General features: G+C 63.6%; 15 protein-coding genes. 11 read left to right on the top strand and 4 right to left on the bottom strand.

Features of this window, described 5'->3' with window-relative positions:
- Nucleotides 1-6 precede the first annotated feature (6 nt).
- From AAV94_RS15170 to ychF, 4 genes are all read right to left on the bottom strand, one after another.
- Entirely contained in the window at nt 7-1,143 is a 1,137-nt protein-coding gene (locus AAV94_RS15170) for a restriction endonuclease subunit S (RefSeq protein ID WP_231731258.1), read from the bottom strand.
- Entirely contained in the window at nt 1,140-3,389 is a 2,250-nt protein-coding gene (locus tag AAV94_RS05965; protein ID WP_231731256.1) for a type I restriction-modification system subunit M, read from the bottom strand. The genes AAV94_RS15170 and AAV94_RS05965 overlap by 4 nt, the downstream gene beginning before the upstream one ends.
- Nucleotides 3,377-4,879 carry a type I restriction-modification system subunit M gene (locus AAV94_RS05960; protein ID WP_046741402.1) on the bottom strand — a complete coding sequence of 501 codons (1,503 nt, stop codon included), beginning with the start codon at nt 4,877-4,879 and terminating at the stop codon, nt 3,377-3,379. The genes AAV94_RS05965 and AAV94_RS05960 overlap by 13 nt, the downstream gene beginning before the upstream one ends.
- A gap of 181 nt (nt 4,880-5,060) precedes the next feature.
- Nucleotides 5,061-6,155: a redox-regulated ATPase YchF gene (gene ychF, locus AAV94_RS05950; RefSeq protein WP_046741400.1), complete on the bottom strand. Its 1,095-nt coding sequence runs from the start codon at nt 6,153-6,155 to the stop codon at nt 5,061-5,063.
- Nucleotides 6,156-6,487: 332 nt separating this feature from the next.
- On the opposite strand from ychF, the gene AAV94_RS05945 reads away from it, so the two are divergent.
- From AAV94_RS05945 to AAV94_RS05895, 11 genes are all read left to right on the top strand, one after another.
- Nucleotides 6,488-7,705, top strand: coding sequence for an FAD-dependent monooxygenase (locus tag AAV94_RS05945; protein ID WP_046741399.1), 1,218 nt, complete (start codon nt 6,488-6,490; stop codon nt 7,703-7,705).
- A 75-nt stretch (nt 7,706-7,780) separates the two neighbouring features.
- Nucleotides 7,781-8,554 (top strand): DsbC family protein, encoded by a 774-nt coding sequence (locus AAV94_RS05940; protein WP_046741398.1) that lies wholly within the window; start codon nt 7,781-7,783, stop codon nt 8,552-8,554.
- Between the two features lie 236 nt (nt 8,555-8,790).
- On the top strand, nt 8,791-10,599 hold the full coding sequence (locus AAV94_RS05935; protein WP_046741397.1) for a M61 family metallopeptidase: 1,809 nt from the start codon (nt 8,791-8,793) through the stop codon (nt 10,597-10,599).
- Between the two features lie 57 nt (nt 10,600-10,656).
- Entirely contained in the window at nt 10,657-11,436 is a 780-nt protein-coding gene (locus AAV94_RS05930; protein ID WP_046741396.1) for an enoyl-CoA hydratase, read from the top strand.
- Between the two features lie 110 nt (nt 11,437-11,546).
- Nucleotides 11,547-12,932 (top strand): bifunctional enoyl-CoA hydratase/phosphate acetyltransferase, encoded by a 1,386-nt coding sequence (locus AAV94_RS05925; protein ID WP_046741395.1) that lies wholly within the window; start codon nt 11,547-11,549, stop codon nt 12,930-12,932.
- A gap of 13 nt (nt 12,933-12,945) precedes the next feature.
- A complete protein-coding gene (locus AAV94_RS05920; protein WP_084824769.1) occupies nt 12,946-14,193 on the top strand; it encodes an acetate/propionate family kinase in 1,248 nt (415 codons plus the stop codon).
- Between the two features lie 172 nt (nt 14,194-14,365).
- Nucleotides 14,366-15,670 carry an HPP family protein gene (locus AAV94_RS05915; RefSeq protein ID WP_052754933.1) on the top strand — a complete coding sequence of 435 codons (1,305 nt, stop codon included), beginning with the start codon at nt 14,366-14,368 and terminating at the stop codon, nt 15,668-15,670.
- 337 nt (nt 15,671-16,007) lie between these two features.
- Nucleotides 16,008-17,000, top strand: coding sequence for a BMP family protein (locus AAV94_RS05910; protein WP_084824768.1), 993 nt, complete (start codon nt 16,008-16,010; stop codon nt 16,998-17,000).
- Between the two features lie 23 nt (nt 17,001-17,023).
- Nucleotides 17,024-18,598, top strand: a complete 1,575-nt coding sequence (locus tag AAV94_RS05905; protein WP_046741394.1) for an ABC transporter ATP-binding protein — start codon at nt 17,024-17,026, stop codon at nt 18,596-18,598.
- Nucleotides 18,595-19,665 carry an ABC transporter permease gene (locus AAV94_RS05900; RefSeq protein WP_046741393.1) on the top strand — a complete coding sequence of 357 codons (1,071 nt, stop codon included), beginning with the start codon at nt 18,595-18,597 and terminating at the stop codon, nt 19,663-19,665. Before AAV94_RS05905 ends, AAV94_RS05900 begins: the two co-directional genes overlap by 4 nt.
- A 34-nt stretch (nt 19,666-19,699) precedes the next feature.
- Nucleotides 19,700-20,626, top strand: coding sequence for an ABC transporter permease (locus AAV94_RS05895; RefSeq protein ID WP_046741392.1), 927 nt, complete (start codon nt 19,700-19,702; stop codon nt 20,624-20,626).
- Nucleotides 20,627-20,641: the final 15 nt, after the last annotated feature.

Raw genomic sequence — 20,641 nt, 5'->3', positions numbered from 1 at the left:
ACCTCCTCAAGACGCCAGATTCTGGTTAAGGAAATAGCGTTTCATAGTCATAACATCGGCGCGCCTCGACTTCGCTTTGCTAACTGCCGCCCGCATTTCATCTACTTGCGCGATGAAATTATCTTGTTCATCGAGGTCGAGCTTTGGGACTTCAAGTGAAAAGAGTTTTTCGCTCTCCAGTCGCTTTGTACCGTGCGACGATTCCGACACCAGTCGGAGATAGCGCGGCGCCGCGTATTCAAACCAATACTGGATGTATTTAGGCCGATATTCGTCGCTAACGACCAGCGCCTTCATGTCCTGGTTAAAGGCAGCTGGCACCAAAGTTCGGGCAACAGGAAACGTATGCGCCAAAATCATCCCGCGTACAACAATCATGATCGTGTCTTTGGGCATCAGTTTCGATCCTGCCTCGACACCTTCAGCCGTGAGAGTCTCCTCAGCGGAATCAAGCTCGACCAGTTTCATATCTTTCGGGCTGACCCACGGAATAGGTCCGCCCCAATAAGCAGAATTCCCGCGTGAGGGTGTTCCGCCGCTGTACCACTTCCCAGTTTCTGAAACCCTCCGACACTCCGAGTGAACTGCCTCGAAGTGATCAATCATCAGCGAGCGGCGAAGCTTTTCAGCGGCAGTCGAGAGCGATTCCGCAGATTCCATGGCCTCCTCGAACCCGCGAAGAACCTCAACGAGGCTTGTCTGCTCATCCATCGGCGGGAGCATGAACTCAAAGTCCGCCAAACTCGTCCAGTTGGTGCGGGGGCTCAACGAGCCAGCAGACGTCCCCACCGCGTGATCAAAAAAGGCGTCGGTCTGGCAAATGAAGGGCAGCAACTCCGGCAGCAAAACCTGCGCATCCTTGGTCTCCAGCACGTAGATATCGCCAGAGCAGACGCCGGAGAAGTCCGCCACAGCCACCTTGCGCTGATAAGCACGGCGCTTGCCGAACAGCACCTGTCCAGGTTGAAACACGCTGGTGAAGGTCACGCCGTCAGCGACGTTGCCCCAATTGCGGATGCGCAAGTCACCGGGTTCGAGATGTTCCAGGCCGACGTAGCGTTCAATGCCGTCGGCCAGCGGATCTTGGCTGCGCGCTTTCGAGAGGCGTACCACATCACCGAATTTGACACGGCGAGCACTCATACCAAATCCCCCACATTATCAGGGGTCAGGCGATGTTCGCGCATCCATGCTAGGGCCCTATACCAACGTGCTTCTTCAATACGCTGCTTGCTGGGGTGCCAGTTATGAGTTACTTCACGGATGATGTCTTCATCGACGAAATGCTCATTCTTGGCTTTGAGATCGAACCAAGCCGAGTACAGCGTGGCCACGATCTCGCATTGTTCCGTGCTGGCCGCCTTGAGCCGCGTGATCAGAAGATTTATGCCGTCACGCGCATGTGCGAAGTAGCGAGCATAGTAGTCAGCATGCTGCCCCACTTTCTCCAGCGGGGTGTATTGCGTGCGGCCATTTATTTTTGATGTGTCAAACCATTTATGTGATCGCAGATTGCTCACAATAGAACGCATGGCTTTGGGATCATATGGCCCTGCTGCTTGCCGATAGTAATGGCTTTGCATGTCGGCTTCGAGACTAAAGTGCTTTTCACTCAGGAACAGCAGTTTCTCTAGCTTCACGCTGCCAAAGCGCTGTTCACGATGCAATTGATGCACGATCTCCGCTGCGAGGACTGCACGCTTAAAAGCTGGTTGCACTGGCGACTTCGCTTTCTGTGGCATAGGAATTATTTGGGCCACAGGACTGGTAGGGCAAAGCCCATCCAGCGTTTCCACCACTGCGTCCATTTGTTGCCAGAAGGCACGACCATCGGTTTGCCATTGGTCCCAGGCCGAGCGCAGCGATACTGCGTCGCCATTGCTGTCGGTGGCGATGGTGGCGGCAATGCGCTTCACGTACAGCGGGATCGAGAGGTTGCCGGCATTGGCGCCGATTTCGGCCAGGGTGGCGACTTTGGCGAAACCGGGCACGTCCGCAAAGGTCTTGTAAGCGCTCAGGATGCGCTGCTGGTGCTCGGGCTTGAGAAAACTCTGCGCCCGCTCCCGGGTGACCTCGTTCACCGCGTCGATGAAGATCACCTTGCCCTTGCGAGCGGCGACCTTCTTGCGGTTGCAGATGACGATGCACGACTCCATCGGAGAGTTGTAGAACAGGTTGGGGCCCAAACCGATGACGGCCTCGACCCAATCCTGCTCGACCATCTTGGCGCGCATGGACTGTTCTTCGTTACGGAACAGCACGCCGTGTGGCCAGAGCACGGCACACCGCCCCTTGGCGGTGAGGCTGGTCAGGATGTGCTGCTGGAAGGCGTAGTCCGCCCGCCCCTGCGGCGGGGTACCGAGGAAGTTGCGCCCCCACTTATCCTGACCCCAGGCTTCGCGGTCCCACTGCTTGATGGAGTACGGCGGGTTGGCCAGGATTACGTCGAACTGGCGCAGGCGGTCGCCTTCGATGTGCTTGGGTTCTGCCAGGGTGTCACCCCGGATGATCTCGAAGTCCTCCACGCCATGCAGGAACAGGTTCATGCGGGCGATGGACGAGGTGATGAGGTTGCGCTCCTGCCCGTAGAGCTTGAGCGTGCGGTACTCGCCGCCGGAGCGCTTCACTTCATCCAGCGCCGAGATCAGCATGCCACCCGTACCGCAGGTTGGGTCGTAGATTGACTCGCCCGCCTGCGGGCTGAGCAGTTGCGTCATCAGGTGGACGACGGTGCGGTTGGTGTAGAACTCGGCGGCCGTGTGTCCGGAGTCGTCCGCAAACTTCTTGATCAGGTATTCGTAGGCGTTGCCGAGCTCGTCCTCGGGCACGTTGGCCACGGACAGCGTCTGGGTGGAGAAGTGCTCGATGAGGTCTTTCAGTGTTTCGTCGGGCAGACGCTCGCGGTTCGTCCAGGGGGCGTCACCGAAGATGCCATCGAGCAGATCCGGGTTGGCCGTTTCGATGGCTCGCATGGCTTTCTGAATGGCCGCGCCGACGTTCTTGGGTGCCTGGCGAACGTCGTTCCAGTGCGCGCCCTCGGGAATCTGGAAACGGTGGTTCTCCGCGAACTGGGCGTACGAAAGGTCGCCGTTTGAGTTGGCCAGGGCCGCCTGGTATCCCTCGTCCCAGACATCCGATACCCGCTTGTAGAACAGCAGCGGAAAGATGAACTGCTTGTAGTCGCCAGCATCGATGAGGCCGCGCAGCAACACGGCTGCGCCCCAGAGGTAGCTTTCGAGTTCTTGTTGGGTGATGCGCTGGTTGCTGCGAGCTTTCTCTTGTTCCATCTGGGCAAGCTTCTCCTTCAGTCGAGCGCGCGCAACGTTCACCATTTCTTCAGTGAAGATCTTGTTGTCTTTGAATAGACGGTCCGAACTCATTTCAGCCATCCCCCTTCATTCATGACCTGCGCAAGCCGTTCTTCGGCTTCGCGGCAGCGGGTGAGCGCATCCTTGAAGGCAGCGATGGCGTCGGGCAGCGGCGGGATGTCTTCTTGCAGTGGTGGCAAGACATAGCGCGAAATGTTCAGCGTCCAGTCCTCGGCTTTGATCTCGTCGAGGCTGACCACGCGGGCCGCGTCCTGCACATCGGCAAAGCCGCGATACCAGCCGAGGATCTCGGCGGCGTGCTCGGGTTCCAGATAGTTCTGCGCGCGGCCCCGGCGGAACAAGCGTGACGCATCGGCGATCAGCACCTTCTTCCTGTGCTTGACCGGTTTCCGCTTGCGCAGCACCAGGATGCACGCCGCGAGGCCGGTGCCGTAGAACAGGTTGGGTGCCAGCCCGATCACGGCCTCGACCAGATCCATTTCCAGCAGCTTCTGGCGGATACTGCCTTCCACACCTTTGCGGAACAGAGCGCCCTGGGGCAGCACCACGGCCATCCGGCCGCTGACGTCGGCCATCGACTTGACCATGTGCTGCACCCACGCGAAGTCACCGCTGGACGAGGGTGGCAGACCGGCAAAGTTGCGGCCGAAGGGATCGTTCAACCACAGGTCCTCGCCCCACTTTTCCAGAGAGAAGGGAGGATTGGCGATCACACAATCGAAGGTCGCCAACCGATCACCCTCGAAGAAGGCCGGGTTACGCAGGGTGTCGCCGCGCACCACCTGGAAGTCCTCGATGCCGTGGAGGAACAGGTTCATCCGCGCGATGGATGAGGTGGTGAGGTTCTTCTCTTGTCCGTACAGTTTGCCCCACAGCCGCTTCACGTCGCCATGCTGTTCTTTCACGTGCTGCACGGCGGCCAGCAACATGCCGCCGGTACCGCAGGCCGGGTCGTAGATGGTCTCGGCTTCTTTGGGATCGAGCATGTCGATCATCAGCCGCACGACGCTGCGCGGGGTGTAGAACTCGCCGGCCTTCTTGTTGGTGGCGTCGGCGAACTTCTTGATCAGGTATTCGTAGGCGTCGCCAAGCAGATCTGAGTTGACGTTCTTGTTGCCCAACGGCAGCTTGGAGAAGTGCTCGATCAGGTCCTTGAGCAAGGCATCCGACAGCCGATCCTTGTTCGACCACTGGGCATCACCGAACACGCCGTACAGGGTGTCGGGGTTGGCCTTCTCGATCTCGCGCATCGCGCGCTGCAGGGCCATCCCGACATTGCTGGCCTTGGTACGAACGTCGTTCCAGTGACATTCTTCCGGGATCTGGAAGCGGTGCGACTCGGGAAACCAGGCCAGTTGTTCATCGCCGGTCTCGTCGACGATCTCCTGGTATTCCTCGTCCCAGACGTCGCAGATGCGCTTGAAAAACAGCAGCGGGAAGATGTAGGTCTTGAAATCAGCCGCATCCACCGGGCCGCGCAGGATGTTGGCGGATTCCCAGAGGTGACCTTCGAGCTGGCTGAGTGTGATTGCCGGGGTTGCTTGCGTCATTTGGATAGCGTGCTCTTGACTGGGGTTTTCGCGGCGTCATCGGCATGCAATTCATGCGTACGAGCGTACTCCAGCACCAGGATTTCGATCATCGAAGCCACCGAGCGGCGCTCGCGCTCAGCCGCCAAGCGCAAAAGCTGCTTGATCTCAGCGGAGGTGCGGATGGATAGGGTTTCGTCCTTCAGACGTTGAACAGGAAGTTCAACACATCCCCATCCCTGACCACATAGTCCTTGCCCTCGGCGCGCATCTTGCCGGCTTCCTTGGCGCCCTGTTCGCCCTTGTACTGGATGAAATCCTCAAAGGCGATGGTCTGCGCACGGATGAAGCCGCGTTCGAAGTCGCCGTGGATGACGCCCGCAGCCTGGGGGGCGGTGGCGCCTTTCTTGATGGTCCAGGCGCGCACTTCCTTGACACCAGCGGTGAAGTAGGTCTGAAGGCCCAGCAGCTGATAGGCTGCGCGAATGAGGCGGTTTAGGCCCGGCTCGCTCTGGCCCAGCTCCTCCAGGAAGATGGCGCGGTCCTCGGGATCCATGCTGGCCAGTTCCGCCTCGATCTTGGCCGAGATGGCCACGACGGGCGCATTCTGGCTGGCCGCGTAGTCCTTGAGACGATCAAGCAGAGGGTTGTTCTCGAAGCCATCTTCGCTGACGTTGCCCACGAACATCGCGGGTTTGGCGGTAATCAGCGACAGCGGCTTGAGCGCCGCCTTTTCATCGTCGCTCAGCGCCAGCGTACGGATGGGGCGGGCCTCGTTGAGCGCAGGTTCGATGCGCTGCAGCAGCGCCAGCATCTTGCCCGCATCCTTGTCCTGACCGGACTTGGTGAGCTTGGTATAGCGCTGGATGGATTTTTCCACCGTAGCCAGATCGGCCAGGCAGAGTTCGGTCTGGATCACCTCGATATCGGCAATCGGATCGACCTTGCCCGCCACGTGCACGACATTGGCATCCTCGAAGCAGCGCACCACGTTGACGATGGCGTCGGTTTCGCGAATATGCGCAAGAAACTGGTTGCCCAGCCCCTCCCCCTTGCTGGCGCCCGCTACCAGACCGGCGATGTCGACGAACTCGACCACCGCCGGCACGATGCGCTCGGGCTTGACGATCTCGGCCAGTTGCGCAAGGCGCGGGTCAGGCACTTCGACCACGCCTTCGTTCGGCTCAATGGTGCAGAACGGGTAGTTCTCGGCGGCAATGCCGGCGTTGGTCAGGGCGTTGAAAAGGGTGGACTTGCCGACGTTGGGCAGGCCCACGATGCCGCATTGGAGGCTCATGGCAGAAAATCCTGGAGGGAAGGCGCAGCCGTCGCAGCCACTGATAGTGACCGTGACGCTGGGCAAAAGGAAATGGAACAAACGGGCAAACACAGCCCCGCCTAACACGGCCCACCCCTGCACGGGCGGTGAACACCTGGGTGTGGCAAGGCTGGGCAGTGGCGTCATCACAACCGCAATTGCGGAAGGCAGCCCGCCATTTTACGGAAGGTCGGGAGGCGACTGCGGCAAATCCGCATGGGGCGCCAGCTGCAGAACCTGCTTACGATCTTTTCGCGTGCCGCGCAACAGCAGTTGGCGCTGCCTGACTGGCCCAGACGCGCTAGCCTACAATGCCTGCCATGCCTAATACTGGATACGATGTGTGCATTCGCGGCGCCGGCATTGTCGGGCGTGCGCTGGCGCTCAGGCTTGGCCAGGCCAAGCTGCGTGTGGCGCTGGTCGACCAGTCGGTCGCAACCACGCGGCCCGAAGCGGCGCGTGACGTTCGCGCCTACGCGCTCAATCACGCTTCGCGCCATTTGCTACAGCAGATGCGCTGCTGGCCCGAGGCTGCTGCAGCGACCGCCGTACGGCACATGCGTGTCTATGGCGACGCCGGTGGCGCGGTCCATTTCGATGGGGATGCCAGGGCCACCTCCGCGTCAGCACCGCAAGATGGCCCGGACGATGCGCTGGCGTGGATCGTCGATGTGCCCGCGCTGGAGGACATGCTCGCTGCCGCGCTGCGGTTCCAACCCAGCGTCGACATTGTCACCACACCGGTTGAAGCGCCCCTTACGGCTCTGTGCGAGGGGCGCGACAGCGCCAGCCGCACCGCGGTGGGCGTGCAGTTTGACGTGCACGACTATCCGCAGCACGCCGTGGCGACGCGGGTGCGCGCCAGCCAGCCGCACCAGGGCACGGCTTACCAGTGGTTCCATGGCCCCCACATCCTTGCGCTGCTGCCGCTTGACGGCCCTGAAGGCGACGGCTTTGCGGTGGTCTGGTCCACGGATGCAGCCATCGCCGCGGAACTGGTGACGCTGACACCCGAAGCGTTCATCGCCCGCATGGCAGAGACGATTGCCACCGCCAGTGCACGTCATCCGATGCCGGCGACCATGGCCGATCTGACGGGCTGGACGACCATCGCTCCTCGGGTGCGCTGGCCGCTGCGCCTGGCACAGGCCCGGCAATGGGCAGGCCAGATGCCTGACTCCGCAAGCTCCTCCTGGGTTCTGCTGGGCGATGCCGCACACAATGTGCACCCCCTGGCCGGTTCCGGACTCAATCTCGGACTCGGCGATGTTGCGGCACTCAGCGATGCGCTGCTGGGTCGCCCGCAATGGCGCTCCGTGGCAGACATGCGGCTGCTGCGGAACTATGCACGCCAGCGCAAGTCTGCCCTGCTGCCCTATGCCGTTGCGACCGATGGACTGCAGTGGCTGTTCTGGCAGGATCGGCCCGCCCTTGAGGCCTTGCGCAACTGGGGCATGCGGGGCTTTTCCGCCAGTGGCCCGCTCAAGCAGTGGGTCATGCGCCTGGCCATGTCAGGCGCACAGCCGTGATTGCCACTCGGCAGCATCGCATTGATGGCCCTGTGTTCTCGTAACCACCAACGCCACGCGAGTGGCTTCCCAAGTATGCATACCGTTTCTGACCGCGCTGGCTGGCGCTTTTCCCTCATTGTTGCAACTGGCTTGCTGGCACTGGCTGCACTGGGCAATGCCCACGCGCAAGATGCAGAAGTCGATCTGGAAGCACTGCGCAACACACTTGGCGAACGCATCCCGCAGCTGAAAAACATCGACGAGATCGTCGCCACGCCCATGCAGGGACTCTATGAGGTCCGCGTCGGCACTGATCTGTTCTACGTCAGCGCTGATGGCAACTTCCTCATCCAGGGAGAGCTGATCGACATCCAGGCCCGGCGCAACCTTACCGAGGACCGCATCAAGGCCCTCACCGCCATCGATTACGCCGCCCTGCCCTTTGACGATGCCTTCACCGTCGTGCGCGGCGACGGCAGCCGCAAGCTCGCCATTTTCGAAGACCCCAACTGCGGCTACTGCAAGCGCTTCGAGCGGGATCTGCGCAACATTGACAACGTGACGGTCCACGTCTTTCTCTACCCGATACTCAGCCCGGATTCCTTCGAGAAATCCCGCGACATCTGGTGCGCCAGTGATCCTGCCAAGGTATGGAGCGACTGGATGCTCCATGAGAAGACGCCCCCTGCGCAGGCCGACTGCAAGGATTTCGACGCGCTGCAGCGCAACCTCGCGTTCGGGCGCAAGTACAAGATTACCGGCACGCCGACCGTCATCTTCGAGGACAACACCCGCGTGCCGGGCGCCGTGCCAGCCGCGCAGGTGGAGCAAAAGCTGCAGGCACTGGCCGCTGGCAATGCATCCTGACGCCGCGATGCGTTGAAACCTACTGCGAAGGAAAAGCCAGCCAGATGCTGGCTTTTCTTTTGCCGCATGAACTACGCGCATCCTGCAGACAAGCGGTTAGCCAGTTCCCAGACGCTGTTGGCGATCTTTCCCACGCATTGCGCAGTCAGGCCAAGGCGCGGCGCGTGAAAAGATCGTAAACAGGTTCTTAACACATCGCGCAACCTGCCCATGCGATCGCTGCTACGCTTGCGACCATGACCACTTTCGCATTGCACTACCAGGTGGCTGCAGAAGATCCGCACAGTCACCATTTCCACATCACCCTGCACATTGCCAAGCCTGCCAGAAAACAGCGCGTCTCGCTGCCGGTGTGGATTCCCGGCAGCTATCTGGTGCGTGAATTCGCCCGCCACCTCAGCAGCCTGCAGGCCAGCCAGAACGGCGCGCACGTACACGTCACGCCCCTCAGCAAGAACAGCTGGGAGATCGCCTGCGACGATGAGGAGCCGCTGACGCTGCAATGGCGCGTATACGCCTTTGACAACTCGGTGCGCGCGGCCTGGCTGGATGCCCAGCGTGGATTTTTCAACCCCACCAGCCTGTGTCTGCGCGTGCACGGCCAGGAGCGGCTGCCCCACACGCTCACGCTGCTGCGCCCCGCCTGCGGCGCGCAGTGGCAGGTCGCCACCGCCCTGCGGCCCCTGCACACCGATGCCGATGGCTTCGGCAGCTACCAGGCTGCCGATTACGACGAGCTGGCCGATTCGCCGGTCGAAATGGGCCTGTTCTGGAGCGCCAGCTTCGACGTGCTGGGCATAGCGCACCGCTTCGTCGTCGCTGGCGCGCCACCGCGTTTCGATGGCCAGCGCCTGCTGGCCGATGCCAAGCGCATTTGCGAAGCGGCCATTCGCTTCTGGCACCCTGAGGTGAAGGACAGTGCCGTCGGCATCGCACCGCATGACCGTTACGTCTTTCTGCTCAACGCCGTCGGCAACGGCTATGGCGGGCTGGAGCATCGCCACAGCACCGCATTGATCTGCAATCGCAGCGATCTGCCCAGAAGTAGCGTGGAGGAAAGCGCGCAGCCCGAGGGCTATCGCACACTGCTGGGGCTGATCAGTCACGAATATTTCCATACCTGGAACGTCAAGCGCATGCGTCCGGCGGAGTTCGCCAGCTACGACTGGGACCAGGAAAACTACACGCAGCTGCTGTGGTTCTTCGAGGGCTTTACCAGCTACTACGACGACCTGCTGCTGCGCCGCGCCGGGCTGCTGTCGGACGAGCAGTACCTCAAGCTGCTGGCCAAGACCATCCATCAGGTCGCGCAGACACCCGGTCAGGCCGTGCAGAGCGTGGCGCAGGCGAGCTTCGATGCCTGGATCAAGTACTACCGGCAGGATGAAAACACCATCAACGCCACCGTCAGCTACTACACCAAGGGCGCGCTGGTGGCCTTGTGCCTGGACCTGCAGCTGCGCCAGGAAGGCAAGACCGACCTCGATGCAGTGATGCGCGCACTGTGGCAGCGCAGCGCCGGCGGGCCCATTGGCGAGACCGATATTCTCGACACGCTCAAGGCGCTGAGCGGACGCAGCTGGAAGAAGGAACTCAAGGCCTGGGTCCACGGCACCGACCCGCTGCCGCTGCCACAGACACTCGCCACCGTCGGCATCACGTTGGAGTTTCGCCCGCCCAGCTGGATGCTAAGGCTCGGGTTACTCGTTCAGGAAAGCAACGGCAGCGTCATCGTACGGCGCGTGCTGTCCGGCAGTGCCGCCGCACAGGCTGGGATGGCTGCGGGCGACGAATGGCTTGGCATACGCCTGCCCGCTGTTGCCGGCAAGGCGCCGCAACACATGTGGCGCATCCGCAAGCTGGAGGAGCTGGACATGCTGCTGCAAACGCAACTGCCTTGCCGGTTCGATGCGCTGGTGGCGCGCGATGGCGTGCTGCTGTGGCTGCCCACCAGCCTGACGCAGGAAAACGCCGGTCAGGGCGAGGCCCACCTTGTGGCCCGTGACGCCAAGGTGCTGCTGCCGTGGCTGACAGGTGCGCCCTGATCGTGCACTATGGCAACCGCTCGCAGTCTTTCCCCCACAACAGTAAGGAGATGAACCATGCGCTACGAAAACATCGAAACCCGTATTGAAGGCGGTAAAGTTGCCATCATCACGCTCAACCGGCCCAAGCAGCTCAACGCGCTCAATGACGCATTGATGACGGAGCTGGGCCAGGCGCTGCAAGCCTTTGATGCCGACGAGAACATTGGCTGCATCATCCTTACCGGCAGTGAAAAGGCGTTCGCCGCCGGCGCGGACATTCCCGCCATGGCCGGCTACAGCTTCGTGGATGCCTACAAGGGCGACTACATCACCCGCAACTGGGAGACCATCCGCAGCATCCGCAAGCCCGTGATTGCCGCCGTCAGCGGCTACGCGCTTGGCGGCGGGTGTGAGCTGGCGATGATGTGTGACTTCATCATTGCCGCAGAGAACGCCAAATTCGGTCAGCCAGAAATCAAGCTGGGCGTCATTCCGGGCGCCGGTGGCACCCAGCGCCTGCCGCGCGCCGTCGGCAAGGCCAAGGCCATGGACATGGTGCTGACCGCGCGCATGATGGACGCCCAGGAGGCCGAGCGCGCCGGGCTGGTCAGCCGCATCGTGCCTGTTGACAAACTGCTGGACGAAGCCATCGAAGCGGCACTGGTCATCAGCAGCTACTCGCAGATCGCCGTCATGGCCGCCAAGGAATCGGTCAACCGCGCGTTCGAGAGCGGCCTGTCCGATGGCGTCACATTCGAGCGGCGCCTGTTCCACGCGCTCTTTGCCACGCACGATCAGAAGGAAGGCATGGATGCCTTCATCAATAAGCGCAAGCCCACGTTCAGGAATGCGTGAACGCCTGAAGACACACACCCTGCACTGAGGCACTCATAATGGAGCTGCGCCAGCGCATGCGGCCGGCGCTATGACCGTCCCGGAAAGTGCCTCCGCCAGGGAGAAAGTGAATGCGCCTGACCAATCGCACCTATGACGAACTGCATGTCGGGGACCACGCCGAGCTCAGGCGCCTGATCACGCAGGATGACCTGTACGTGTTTGCCGCCGCATCGGGCAACTACAACCCCATGCATCTTCCCAGCACCGATGTCGATGGCGACGGCGTTCCGGAAAACATTGCACCAGCGGTCTACGTCGTGGCGCTGATCTCCAGCGTGCTGGGCAACCTGCTGCCGGGGCCTGGCACACTGTTTCGCAGCCACCACTTCAAGGTGCATGCCCGTGCCCACGCCGGCGACGAGCTGCTGCTTGAGACGCGGGTGCTGGACAAATGCGGCGACAACGTGGTGCGCCTGCACACCCGCGCCAGCCGGCTGGTAGACGGCCAGTGCATCATCGACGGCGAAGCCGAGGTGATCGCACCGGCGCACAAGTTCGACCGCGACGACATCGAGATTCCCGGCCTGCTGGTGCAGCGCCACCGCCATTTCGACGCGCTGATCGAGCGTGCCCGCCAGCTGCCTGCGGTGCCGGTGGCGGTCGTTTGCCCGGACGATCCCAACTCCCTGGGCGGCGCGCTGCTGGCCGCCCGCGAAGGCATCATCGTGCCCCTGCTGGTGGGCGACGGAGCGCGCATCCGCGCCACCGCCGAAGCCATGGGGGAAGATCTCAGTGCCTGCATGCTCATCGAGGAAGCGGGCGACGACCAGCGCGTGGCGCAGCGCGCCTGCACGCTGGTGCACGAAGGTCGCGCCGCTTCGGTGATGAAAGGCCACCTGCACACCGACGACCTGCTGCGCCCCATGCTCGACAGGTCCACCGGCCTGCGCATCGGCCGGCGCTTCACACACGTTTTCATCATGGACGTGCCAGGCCGCAGTGAACCGCTGCTGGTGACCGACGCGGCCATCAATATTGCACCCGATCTGGCCACCAAGGTCGATATCGTGCAGAACGCCATTGATCTCGCTGCGGCACTCGGGCTCAAGCCACGCGCTGGCGTCCTGTCTGCAGTGGAGACTGTCAATCCGGCAATCCAATCTTCCATCGACGCGGCCCTGCTGTCCAAGATGGCCGAGCGCGGCCAGATCAAGGGTGGACTGGTCGATGGTCCACTGGCCATGGACAATGCCGTGGACGTGGGTGCGGCACGCACCAAGGGGCTGAGCGGCGGCGTGGCCGGCCAAGCCAACATCCTGGTCGTGCCCGACATCGATGCCGGCAACATGCTGGCCAAGCAGTTGACCTTTGTCAGCCACGCAGAAGGCGCCGGCGTCGTGCTGGGCGCCAAGGTGCCGGTCATCCTCAACTCCCGCTCCGACAGCCCAAAGGCACGCCTGGCCTCCTGTGCCATCGCCGCGCTGCATCACGCCTACCACCTCAACACGCCCTAGCCGGCAAGCGCCCATGCCTGATCCCATCCCCACCGCCGATGACCGCAACCAGGCCCGCTGGGCCCATGCCGGTTTCCTGGCCCTCAATGCCGGCTCCTCCTCGCTGAAGATGGCGCTCTTTCCCGCCTTTGGCAGGCAGGCTCTCATCACCGGCCAGGTCGAGCGCATCGGCCCGCAAGGGCACATCGAGCTCAAGAATCAGCGCGGCGAGATCTTGCCGCCTGCCCCGGGCTCCGACCTCGGCACGCATGCCGGTGCCCTGGCCAGCGTGATCGCTACGATCAAGCAGACATATCCGCAGCTGCGCATGGCCGCCATCGGCCACCGCGTCGTGCATGGCGGCCCGGACCTGCGCGCGCCTGCGCTGGTCACACCCGAGCTGCTGAAGAAGCTTGAGGCGCTCAGTCCCTTCGCACCGCTGCACCAGCCGCACAATATCGCCGGTATTCATGCGGCCGCTGAGGCCTTCCCGGGGGTGCCGCAGGTCGCGTGCTTCGATACCGCCTTTCACCGAGGCCAACCGTTCGTCAACGACACCTTTGCGCTGCCCATTCGCTATTACGAGCAGGGCGTACGCCGCTACGGCTTTCACGGCCTGAGCTACGAGTACGTCACCAGCGAGCTTCAGCGCGTTGCCCCGAACCTGTACGCTGGCCGCGTGGTGATTGCGCACCTTGGCAATGGCGCCTCGATGTGCGCCATTCACGACGGCCGTTCAGTAGCTTCCTCCATGGGGTTCTCGGCGCTCGACGGTCTGCCCATGGGCACCCGCTGCGGCCAGATCGATCCGGGCGTGCTGCTGTACATGCTCGACCAGGAAAAGCTCAACACCGCGCAGATCCGCCAGATTCTCTACAACGAGTCGGGCCTGCTGGGCCTGTCTGGCGGGTTATCCAACGACATGCGCACGCTGGAGCAAGCCGACAATGCCCAGTCCCATCGCGCCATCGATTACTTCGTCTTCCGCGTCCAGCGCGAGCTGGGTGCAATGGCAGCGGTGATGGGCGGCATTGATCTGCTGGTGTTCTGCGGCGGCATTGGCGAGAACTCGCGCATGATACGCAGGCGGGTCTGCGAACGGCTGGGCTGGATCGGCATCGAGATCGACCATGGCCGCAACGCCGAGGGTGCAACCGTCATCTCCTCCGAGCTGGCGCGCACAACCGTCATGATCGTGCCCACCCGCGAGGATCTGATAATTGCCCGCGCCGCCCGCGCTGCAGCAGGCGTACCCGAGGACGCGGAGCACAGGGCGGCTTGAATCTCCTGCGGCGCGGGCCTCAGAAGCTGTTCAGGGGCTCCAACCGCCGCAGCGAGACGCCAACGCCACTGCACGTGCAGCCACTGCGCGCTACACTCGCTGCCCTGCCTAATCCCCAAGTCGGTGCACCTGCGCGCAGGGGCAGGCACTGCGCAGCCGCCTGCGATGCGCAATGCTGCCCTGGCGCAAGGTCCGCCGCCGCATCGTGATGCTGCCACTGCCTGATTCGCTGTCCCGCCGCCTGATCCATTTCGTGCAGGATCTGCGACCTGCGCCGGCCAATGTCACCCTGCGCGAATGTCTGCGCACCATGGGCGGCACCGCGATTGCCATTGGCCTGGCGGCCTTTCTTAGCCAATGGGTGGCGCACGACCAGCTGGAGATGTTCTGGCACGGCGCATCGCTGGGCGCCTCGGCGCTGCTGATTTTTGCCATGCCCTCCAGCCCCATCGCCCAGCCCTGGTCGGTACTGGTCGGCAACATCGCCTCTGCCGCGTGCGGCATGATGGTCTCGATACTGATCGACAACACCGTCCTGGCCGCTGCGCTGGCCGTGCCGCTGGCCATCCTGCTGATGATCCAGCTGCGCGCGGTGCACCCGCCCGGTGCGGCAATTTCGCTGTACATGGTGCTCAACCACATCCAGCAGCCATCGCTGCTGCTGTTCCCCCTTGGCTTCAACCTGCTGCTGCTGGTGCTGGTGGGATCCGCCTACAACAGGGCGACAGGCCGGCGCTACCCGCACCGGCAGGTGGTCTCCGAGGGCTCATCCTCCGCGCGCGGCCACATTTCGCAGGCAGATGTCGATGCTGCGCTGGCGCGCTACAACGAGGTGCTGGCCATCAGCCGGGAAGACCTCACGGAATTGCTGCATACCGCCAGCGGCGCCGCTTTCCAGCGCCATCTGGGCGACCTGACCTGCGGCGATGCCATGCGCACGCCGGTGGACAGCGTGCCGGCCGATCTGCCACTTTCCGAGCTGCATAGCCTGCTGGCAAGCAGCCATCATCGCGAACTGCCAGTGGTCGATGCGGAAAACCGGCTGCTCGGCAGCGTTGGCCTGAAGGAATGGATGACGACGCTGACGCCTGCAGCTCCTTCAGCCGACAAGTCACTCGCTGCGCCCATGCAGGCGAACACGCGCGCACCGGCTTCGGCGCGCAGCAAGTGGCTGGGCTTCATGGATGCCGGGAAATGGCTGGGTGCACGCGGTGGCAGAGCGCGTCGCCCGTTGCACAACCCGGCTGGCCCCGCGGCGCAGGCACGCACCGTACGCGATGTCATGGTGCCCTCACTCGTCATTGCCCATGCCAGCCAGCCTTTGCTGGAGATCATTCCCGTACTCAGTCAGGGCGGACGCTACCACGTTCCGGTGGTAGACGCCCAGCACCATCTGCTGGGCATCATCACGCAGACGGATTTGCTGCGGGCATTGGATGCGGCGCTGCCGGAAGCTGCCACCGCTGCGGGGTCCTAGCATGCTGCACTGGCATCACACGCGAGAACGCACCATAACAGTGCTTCTCAAAGAATCGCCTTGATCAATTCGCACCATCAAAATGCAAAACCTGGCCTGACAGGCTACTTTTATCCGCGAAAATTGCCCCTTATCGGGCATCGGCACGAATCACGCACCTGCAACGTGCACGTGGTGGGCAGCCATCGTTAGCAGGCCCCAGGGCCCGCTGCCACCGCCAGACGCTGCAGCCTTGCAACACACCGTGGCATCTGGCATGGCTTTCGCTTGTGTCAGCAGCTTGCGCGCGAGCGCCCTTTTTTTCCTATTGTGTCCGTCTATTCCCAAGGAGTCGCCCATGTTCACCCCTACCCGTCGTGCCACGCTGGCCGCATTCGTCGCCGCCGTTCTGGGCGCCAGCGTGCACTTGCCTTCGCTGGCACAGGAAAAGATCAAAGTGGCCGGCGTCTACACTGTTCCGTTCGAGCAGCAATGGGTTGGCCGCATTCATGCCGCCCTGCAGGCAGCGCAGGCGCGCGGAGAGATCGATTACGAGGCCACCGAGAACGTCGCAAATGCGGATTACGAGCGTGTGCTGCGTGAATATGCCTCGGCCGGTCACCAGCTCATCTTCGGCGAAGCCTTTGCCATCGAGACCGCCGCACGCCGCGTGGCGCGCGACTTTCCGCAGACGGCCTTCATCATGGGCTCGTCCGGTGGCCCGCAAGCGCCCAACTTCAGCGTGTTTGACAACTACATCCACGAGCCTGCCTACCTTACCGGCATGATTGCCGCCGGCATGAGCCAAAGCGGCAAGATCGGCCTGGTCGGCGGCTTTCCCATCCCCGAGGTCAACCGCTTGATGAACGCATTCATGGACGGCGCGCGCGCGATCAATCCACAGGTGCAGTTCACCGTCACCTTCATCAACAGCTGGTTCGATCCGCCCAAGGCCAAGGAAGCCGCGTTCGCCATGGTCGACGCCGGCGTCGATGTGCTGTATGCCGAGCGCTTTGGCGTCAGTGACGCGGCCAAGGAGCGTGGCGTGCTGGCCATTGGCAACGTCGTCAACACGCAGGACCAGTACCCAGACACCGTCGTGGCTTCGGCCATCTGGCATTTCGAGCCGACGGTGGCTGCCGCCCTTGAGAAGATCAGGACGGGCAGCTATACCGCCGAGAACTACGGCCCGTATTCGATGATGCAGCACAAGGGCGCCTCGCTTGCGCCGTTGGGCACCTTCGAGGACAAGGTGCCTGCTGAGATCAAGGAAAAAGTCGCCGCCCGTCAGGCCGAGATCCTCGCCGGAACGTTCGAGGTCGAGATCAACGACGCCCAGCCCAAGCCCTGACCCGCCTCGATTGAGACCCCGCCATGGAAACGACACCGCAGCCAGTGCTGCGCCTTGAGGGCATTACCAAGCGCTTCGGGACATTGCTCGCCAACGATCGCATTTCGCTGCAGCTGATGCCGGGCGAGGTGCTGGCGCTGTTGGGCGAAAACGGCGCGGGCAAGTCCACGCTGATGTCCATCCTGTTCGGCCATTACGTGGCTGACGAGGGCCGCATCGAGGTTTTTGGCCAGACGCTGCCGCCCGGCAATCCCAAGGCGGCGCTGGCTGCCGGCATCGGCATGGTGCACCAGCATTTCGCGCTGGCCGACAACCTCAGTGTGCTGGACAACGTCATGCTCGGCACCGAGCCACTGTGGGCCTTGCGCTGCGCGCGTGATGCCGCGCGCGCAAAGCTGCAGGCGGTGGCGCAACAGTTCGGTCTCACCGTGCAGCCCGAGGCACGGGTGGGCGCCCTCAGCGTGGGCGAGCGCCAGCGCGTGGAAATCCTCAAGGCGCTTTACCGGGGGGCACGCATCCTGATTCTCGATGAACCCACTGCGGTGCTGACGCCGCAGGAGAGCGAATCGCTGTTTGCCACGCTGGCACAAATGGTCGCCATGGGCCTGTCGATCATCTTCATCAGCCACAAGCTCGCCGAGGTGCTGCGCGTCTCCCACCGCATTGCGGTGCTGCGCGGCGGCAAGCTGGTCGCGCAAATGCCCGCTGCCGGCGCCACGCAAGCCGATCTGGCCGCGGCCATGGTCGGGCAAAGCGTGGCCATCGGCGCGCGCAGGCCTGCTGCCGCAGTCTCCGCACCGAAACCGGTGTGCCAGTTGCGAGCCGCCCACACGGACGATGGCCTGCGCGGCGTGGACCTGACACTGCATGCCGGGGAGATCGTGGCCATTGCAGGGGTCTCCGGCAATGGCCAGATCGCGCTGGCGGGCCTGCTGTGCGGCACTTCGCGCTGCACGCAGGGCGACGTCACGCTGCACGGCGTGCCGCTGCGTGCCGAGCCCAGCTGGCTGGTGGCGCAAGGCGTGGCGCGCATCCCTGAGGACCGGCATGGCACCGGTGTGGTCGGCGATCTGCCAGTCTGGGAAAACGCCGTGGCCGAACAGTTCCATGTGCCAGGCAGTGCGTTGCGTCGCTGGGGCTTTGTTCGCCGCAAGGCCGCTCGCGCCGAGGCAGCGCGCATCGTGCAGGCTTTCGACGTACGTGGCGGCGGGCTGGATGTGCCAGCCCGCGCGCTGTCGGGCGGCAACATGCAAAAACTCATTCTCGGCCGCGTGCTGGCGCGCAGTGATGGCAAGGCTCCGGCACTCATCGTTGCCCACCAGCCTACCTGGGGACTGGATATCGGCGCAGTGCGCTATGTGCAGCAGCAATTGCTGGCTGCCCGCGATGCGGGCGCGGCCGTGCTGCTGATCTCCGACGACCTCGACGAAGTCATGCTGATGGGGGACCGCATCGCCGTGCTGCACGCCGGCACGCTTACACGCGCACGGCCCGCGCAGGAGTGGACCCGCGCCTCGATCGGGCTGGCCATGGCCGGCGCCGCGCCGGATGCCGCGGTACCTTCCCCGGCTGGCGAGCCTGCGGAGGCACCGGCATGAGGCTGGAGAAACGCCACGCCCCCTCGCGCACGGCCATGCTGGCTGCGCCCCTGCTGGCACTGCTGGTGACCATGCTGCTGGTGACCCTGCTGGTGCTGTGGGCTGGTAAGCCCGTGGACCAGACCTTTGCGCTGCTGCTCCAAGGGGGCTTTGGCTCGCGCTTTGCCTGGAGCGAGACGCTCACACGCGCTGTTCCGCTCATTCTCACCGGACTGGCCGTCACCGTGGCATTCCGCGCCCGGCTGTTCAACATCGGTGCCGAAGGGCAGCTGTATGCCGGCGCCATCGCAGCCATCGCCATTGGTGGCATGCACGGGGGCAGCGGCCTTGGCCTGCCAGCGTGGTTGCTGTTTCCGCTGATGCTGCTGGCCGCGGCGCTGGCGGGCGCAGCCCTGCTACTGGGCCCCGCGTTGCTGAAACTGCAGCTGGGGGTGGATGAGGTGGTCACCACCTTGCTGCTGAACTTCATCGTGCTGCTGGCCGTCTCGGCGTTGCTTGATGGCGCGATGAAGGATCCGCTGGCGCTGGGCTGGCCGCAGACCGTGGCGCTGCAGCCGGAGCTGGAACTGGCCCGCCTGCTGCAGGGCACGCGGCTGCACACTGGCCTGCTGTGGGCGGTGGGGCTGGCGTTGCTGCTGTGGCTGCTGCTCTCGCGCAGCGTACTGGGGTTTGACATCCGTGCCACGGGGGCCAACCCGCGTGCAGCAGCATTCGTGGGGGTTGCCAGCACGCGCACCGTCGTCTGTGCGGCATTGCTCTCAGGGGCGCTGGCCGGACTGGCTGGCGCCATCGAGGTGGCCGGGCGCACCGGCTACGTGACGCTGGACCTCTCCCCTGGCTACGGCTACACCGGCATCGTGATTGCGATGCTCGCCGGGCTGCGCCCGCTGGGCGTGGTGGCTGCGGCCATCTTCGTTGCAGGCGTGCAGGTAGGTTCGGACAGCATGAGCCGCGCCGTGGGCGTGCCGACCTACATTGCCGACGTGATCGTCGCCATGGCGCTGCTGGCCGTGCTGGTTGCAGGACTGCTGGTGCAGTACCGCGTGCGGCTTGGCAAATCCACCTGAGCGGCCCGGACCCCAACTAGATCGGAACCCTACCATGCAGGAACTGTTCGATACGCTGGCCAGCCTACCCTTCTGGGCAGCAGTGCTGCGACTGGCCACGCCGCTGATTCTCGGCACCCTGGGTGTGCTGCTGTGCGAGCGCGCCGGCGTGCTGAACCTGGGCATCGAGGGCATCATGGTGGCTGGCGCGTTTGCAGGCTGGTTCACGGTGTATGCCGGGCACGGACTGTGGACGGGCGTGCTCGCCGCGGCGCTAACGGGTGCTGCCTTCGGCCTGCTGCACGCTGCGCTGACGGTTGGGCTGGCACTGTCACAGCATGTCGTCGGGCTGGGTATCACCATGCTGGCCACGGCGCTGGCCTCCTACGCCTACCGGGTGCAGCTGCCCAGCGTCGATACGCCACCGACCATCACGCCTTTTGCCGCCATGGACTGGCTGCCGATCCCGGTGCTCAATGCGCAGACGCCCCTGACCCTGCTCGCGCTGCTGCTGGTGCCGCTGCTGGCCTATGTGCTGATGCGCACGCCACTGGGCCTGGCTATCCGCATGGTGGGCGAAAGCCCGCAGGCAGCAGAAAGCCAGGGCATTCCGGTAGTCTGGGTGCGCACCGGCGCCATTGCCTGTGGCTCGGCGCTGATGGGCGTAGCGGGCGCATTCTTGACGCTGGCCGCCTTCAACGCGTTCTATTTCGACATGGTCAACGGCCGAGGCTGGATTTGCGTGGCACTCGTCGTATTTGCGTCCTGGCGCCCGGGCAAGGCGCTGCTGGGCGCACTGCTGTTTGCCTTCTTCGATGCGCTGCAGCTGCGCCTGCAACAGGGCACAGGCGGCGGCCTGCTGCCCTACCAGATCTACCTGATGCTGCCGTATCTGCTCTCCATCCTCGCGCTGATAGTCATGGCGCGCCGCGCCAGCTACCCGCAGGCCCTGATGAAGCCCTACCGCAAGGGCGAACGCTGAACCTCCCCTACGCAA

The sequence above is a fragment of the Lampropedia cohaerens genome (assembly GCF_001005215.1).
GTDB classification, from domain to species: domain Bacteria; phylum Pseudomonadota; class Gammaproteobacteria; order Burkholderiales; family Burkholderiaceae_C; genus Lampropedia; species Lampropedia cohaerens.
The sequence above is the reverse complement of the archived record's forward strand: the minus strand, read 5'-3'. Positions and strand labels throughout refer to the sequence as shown.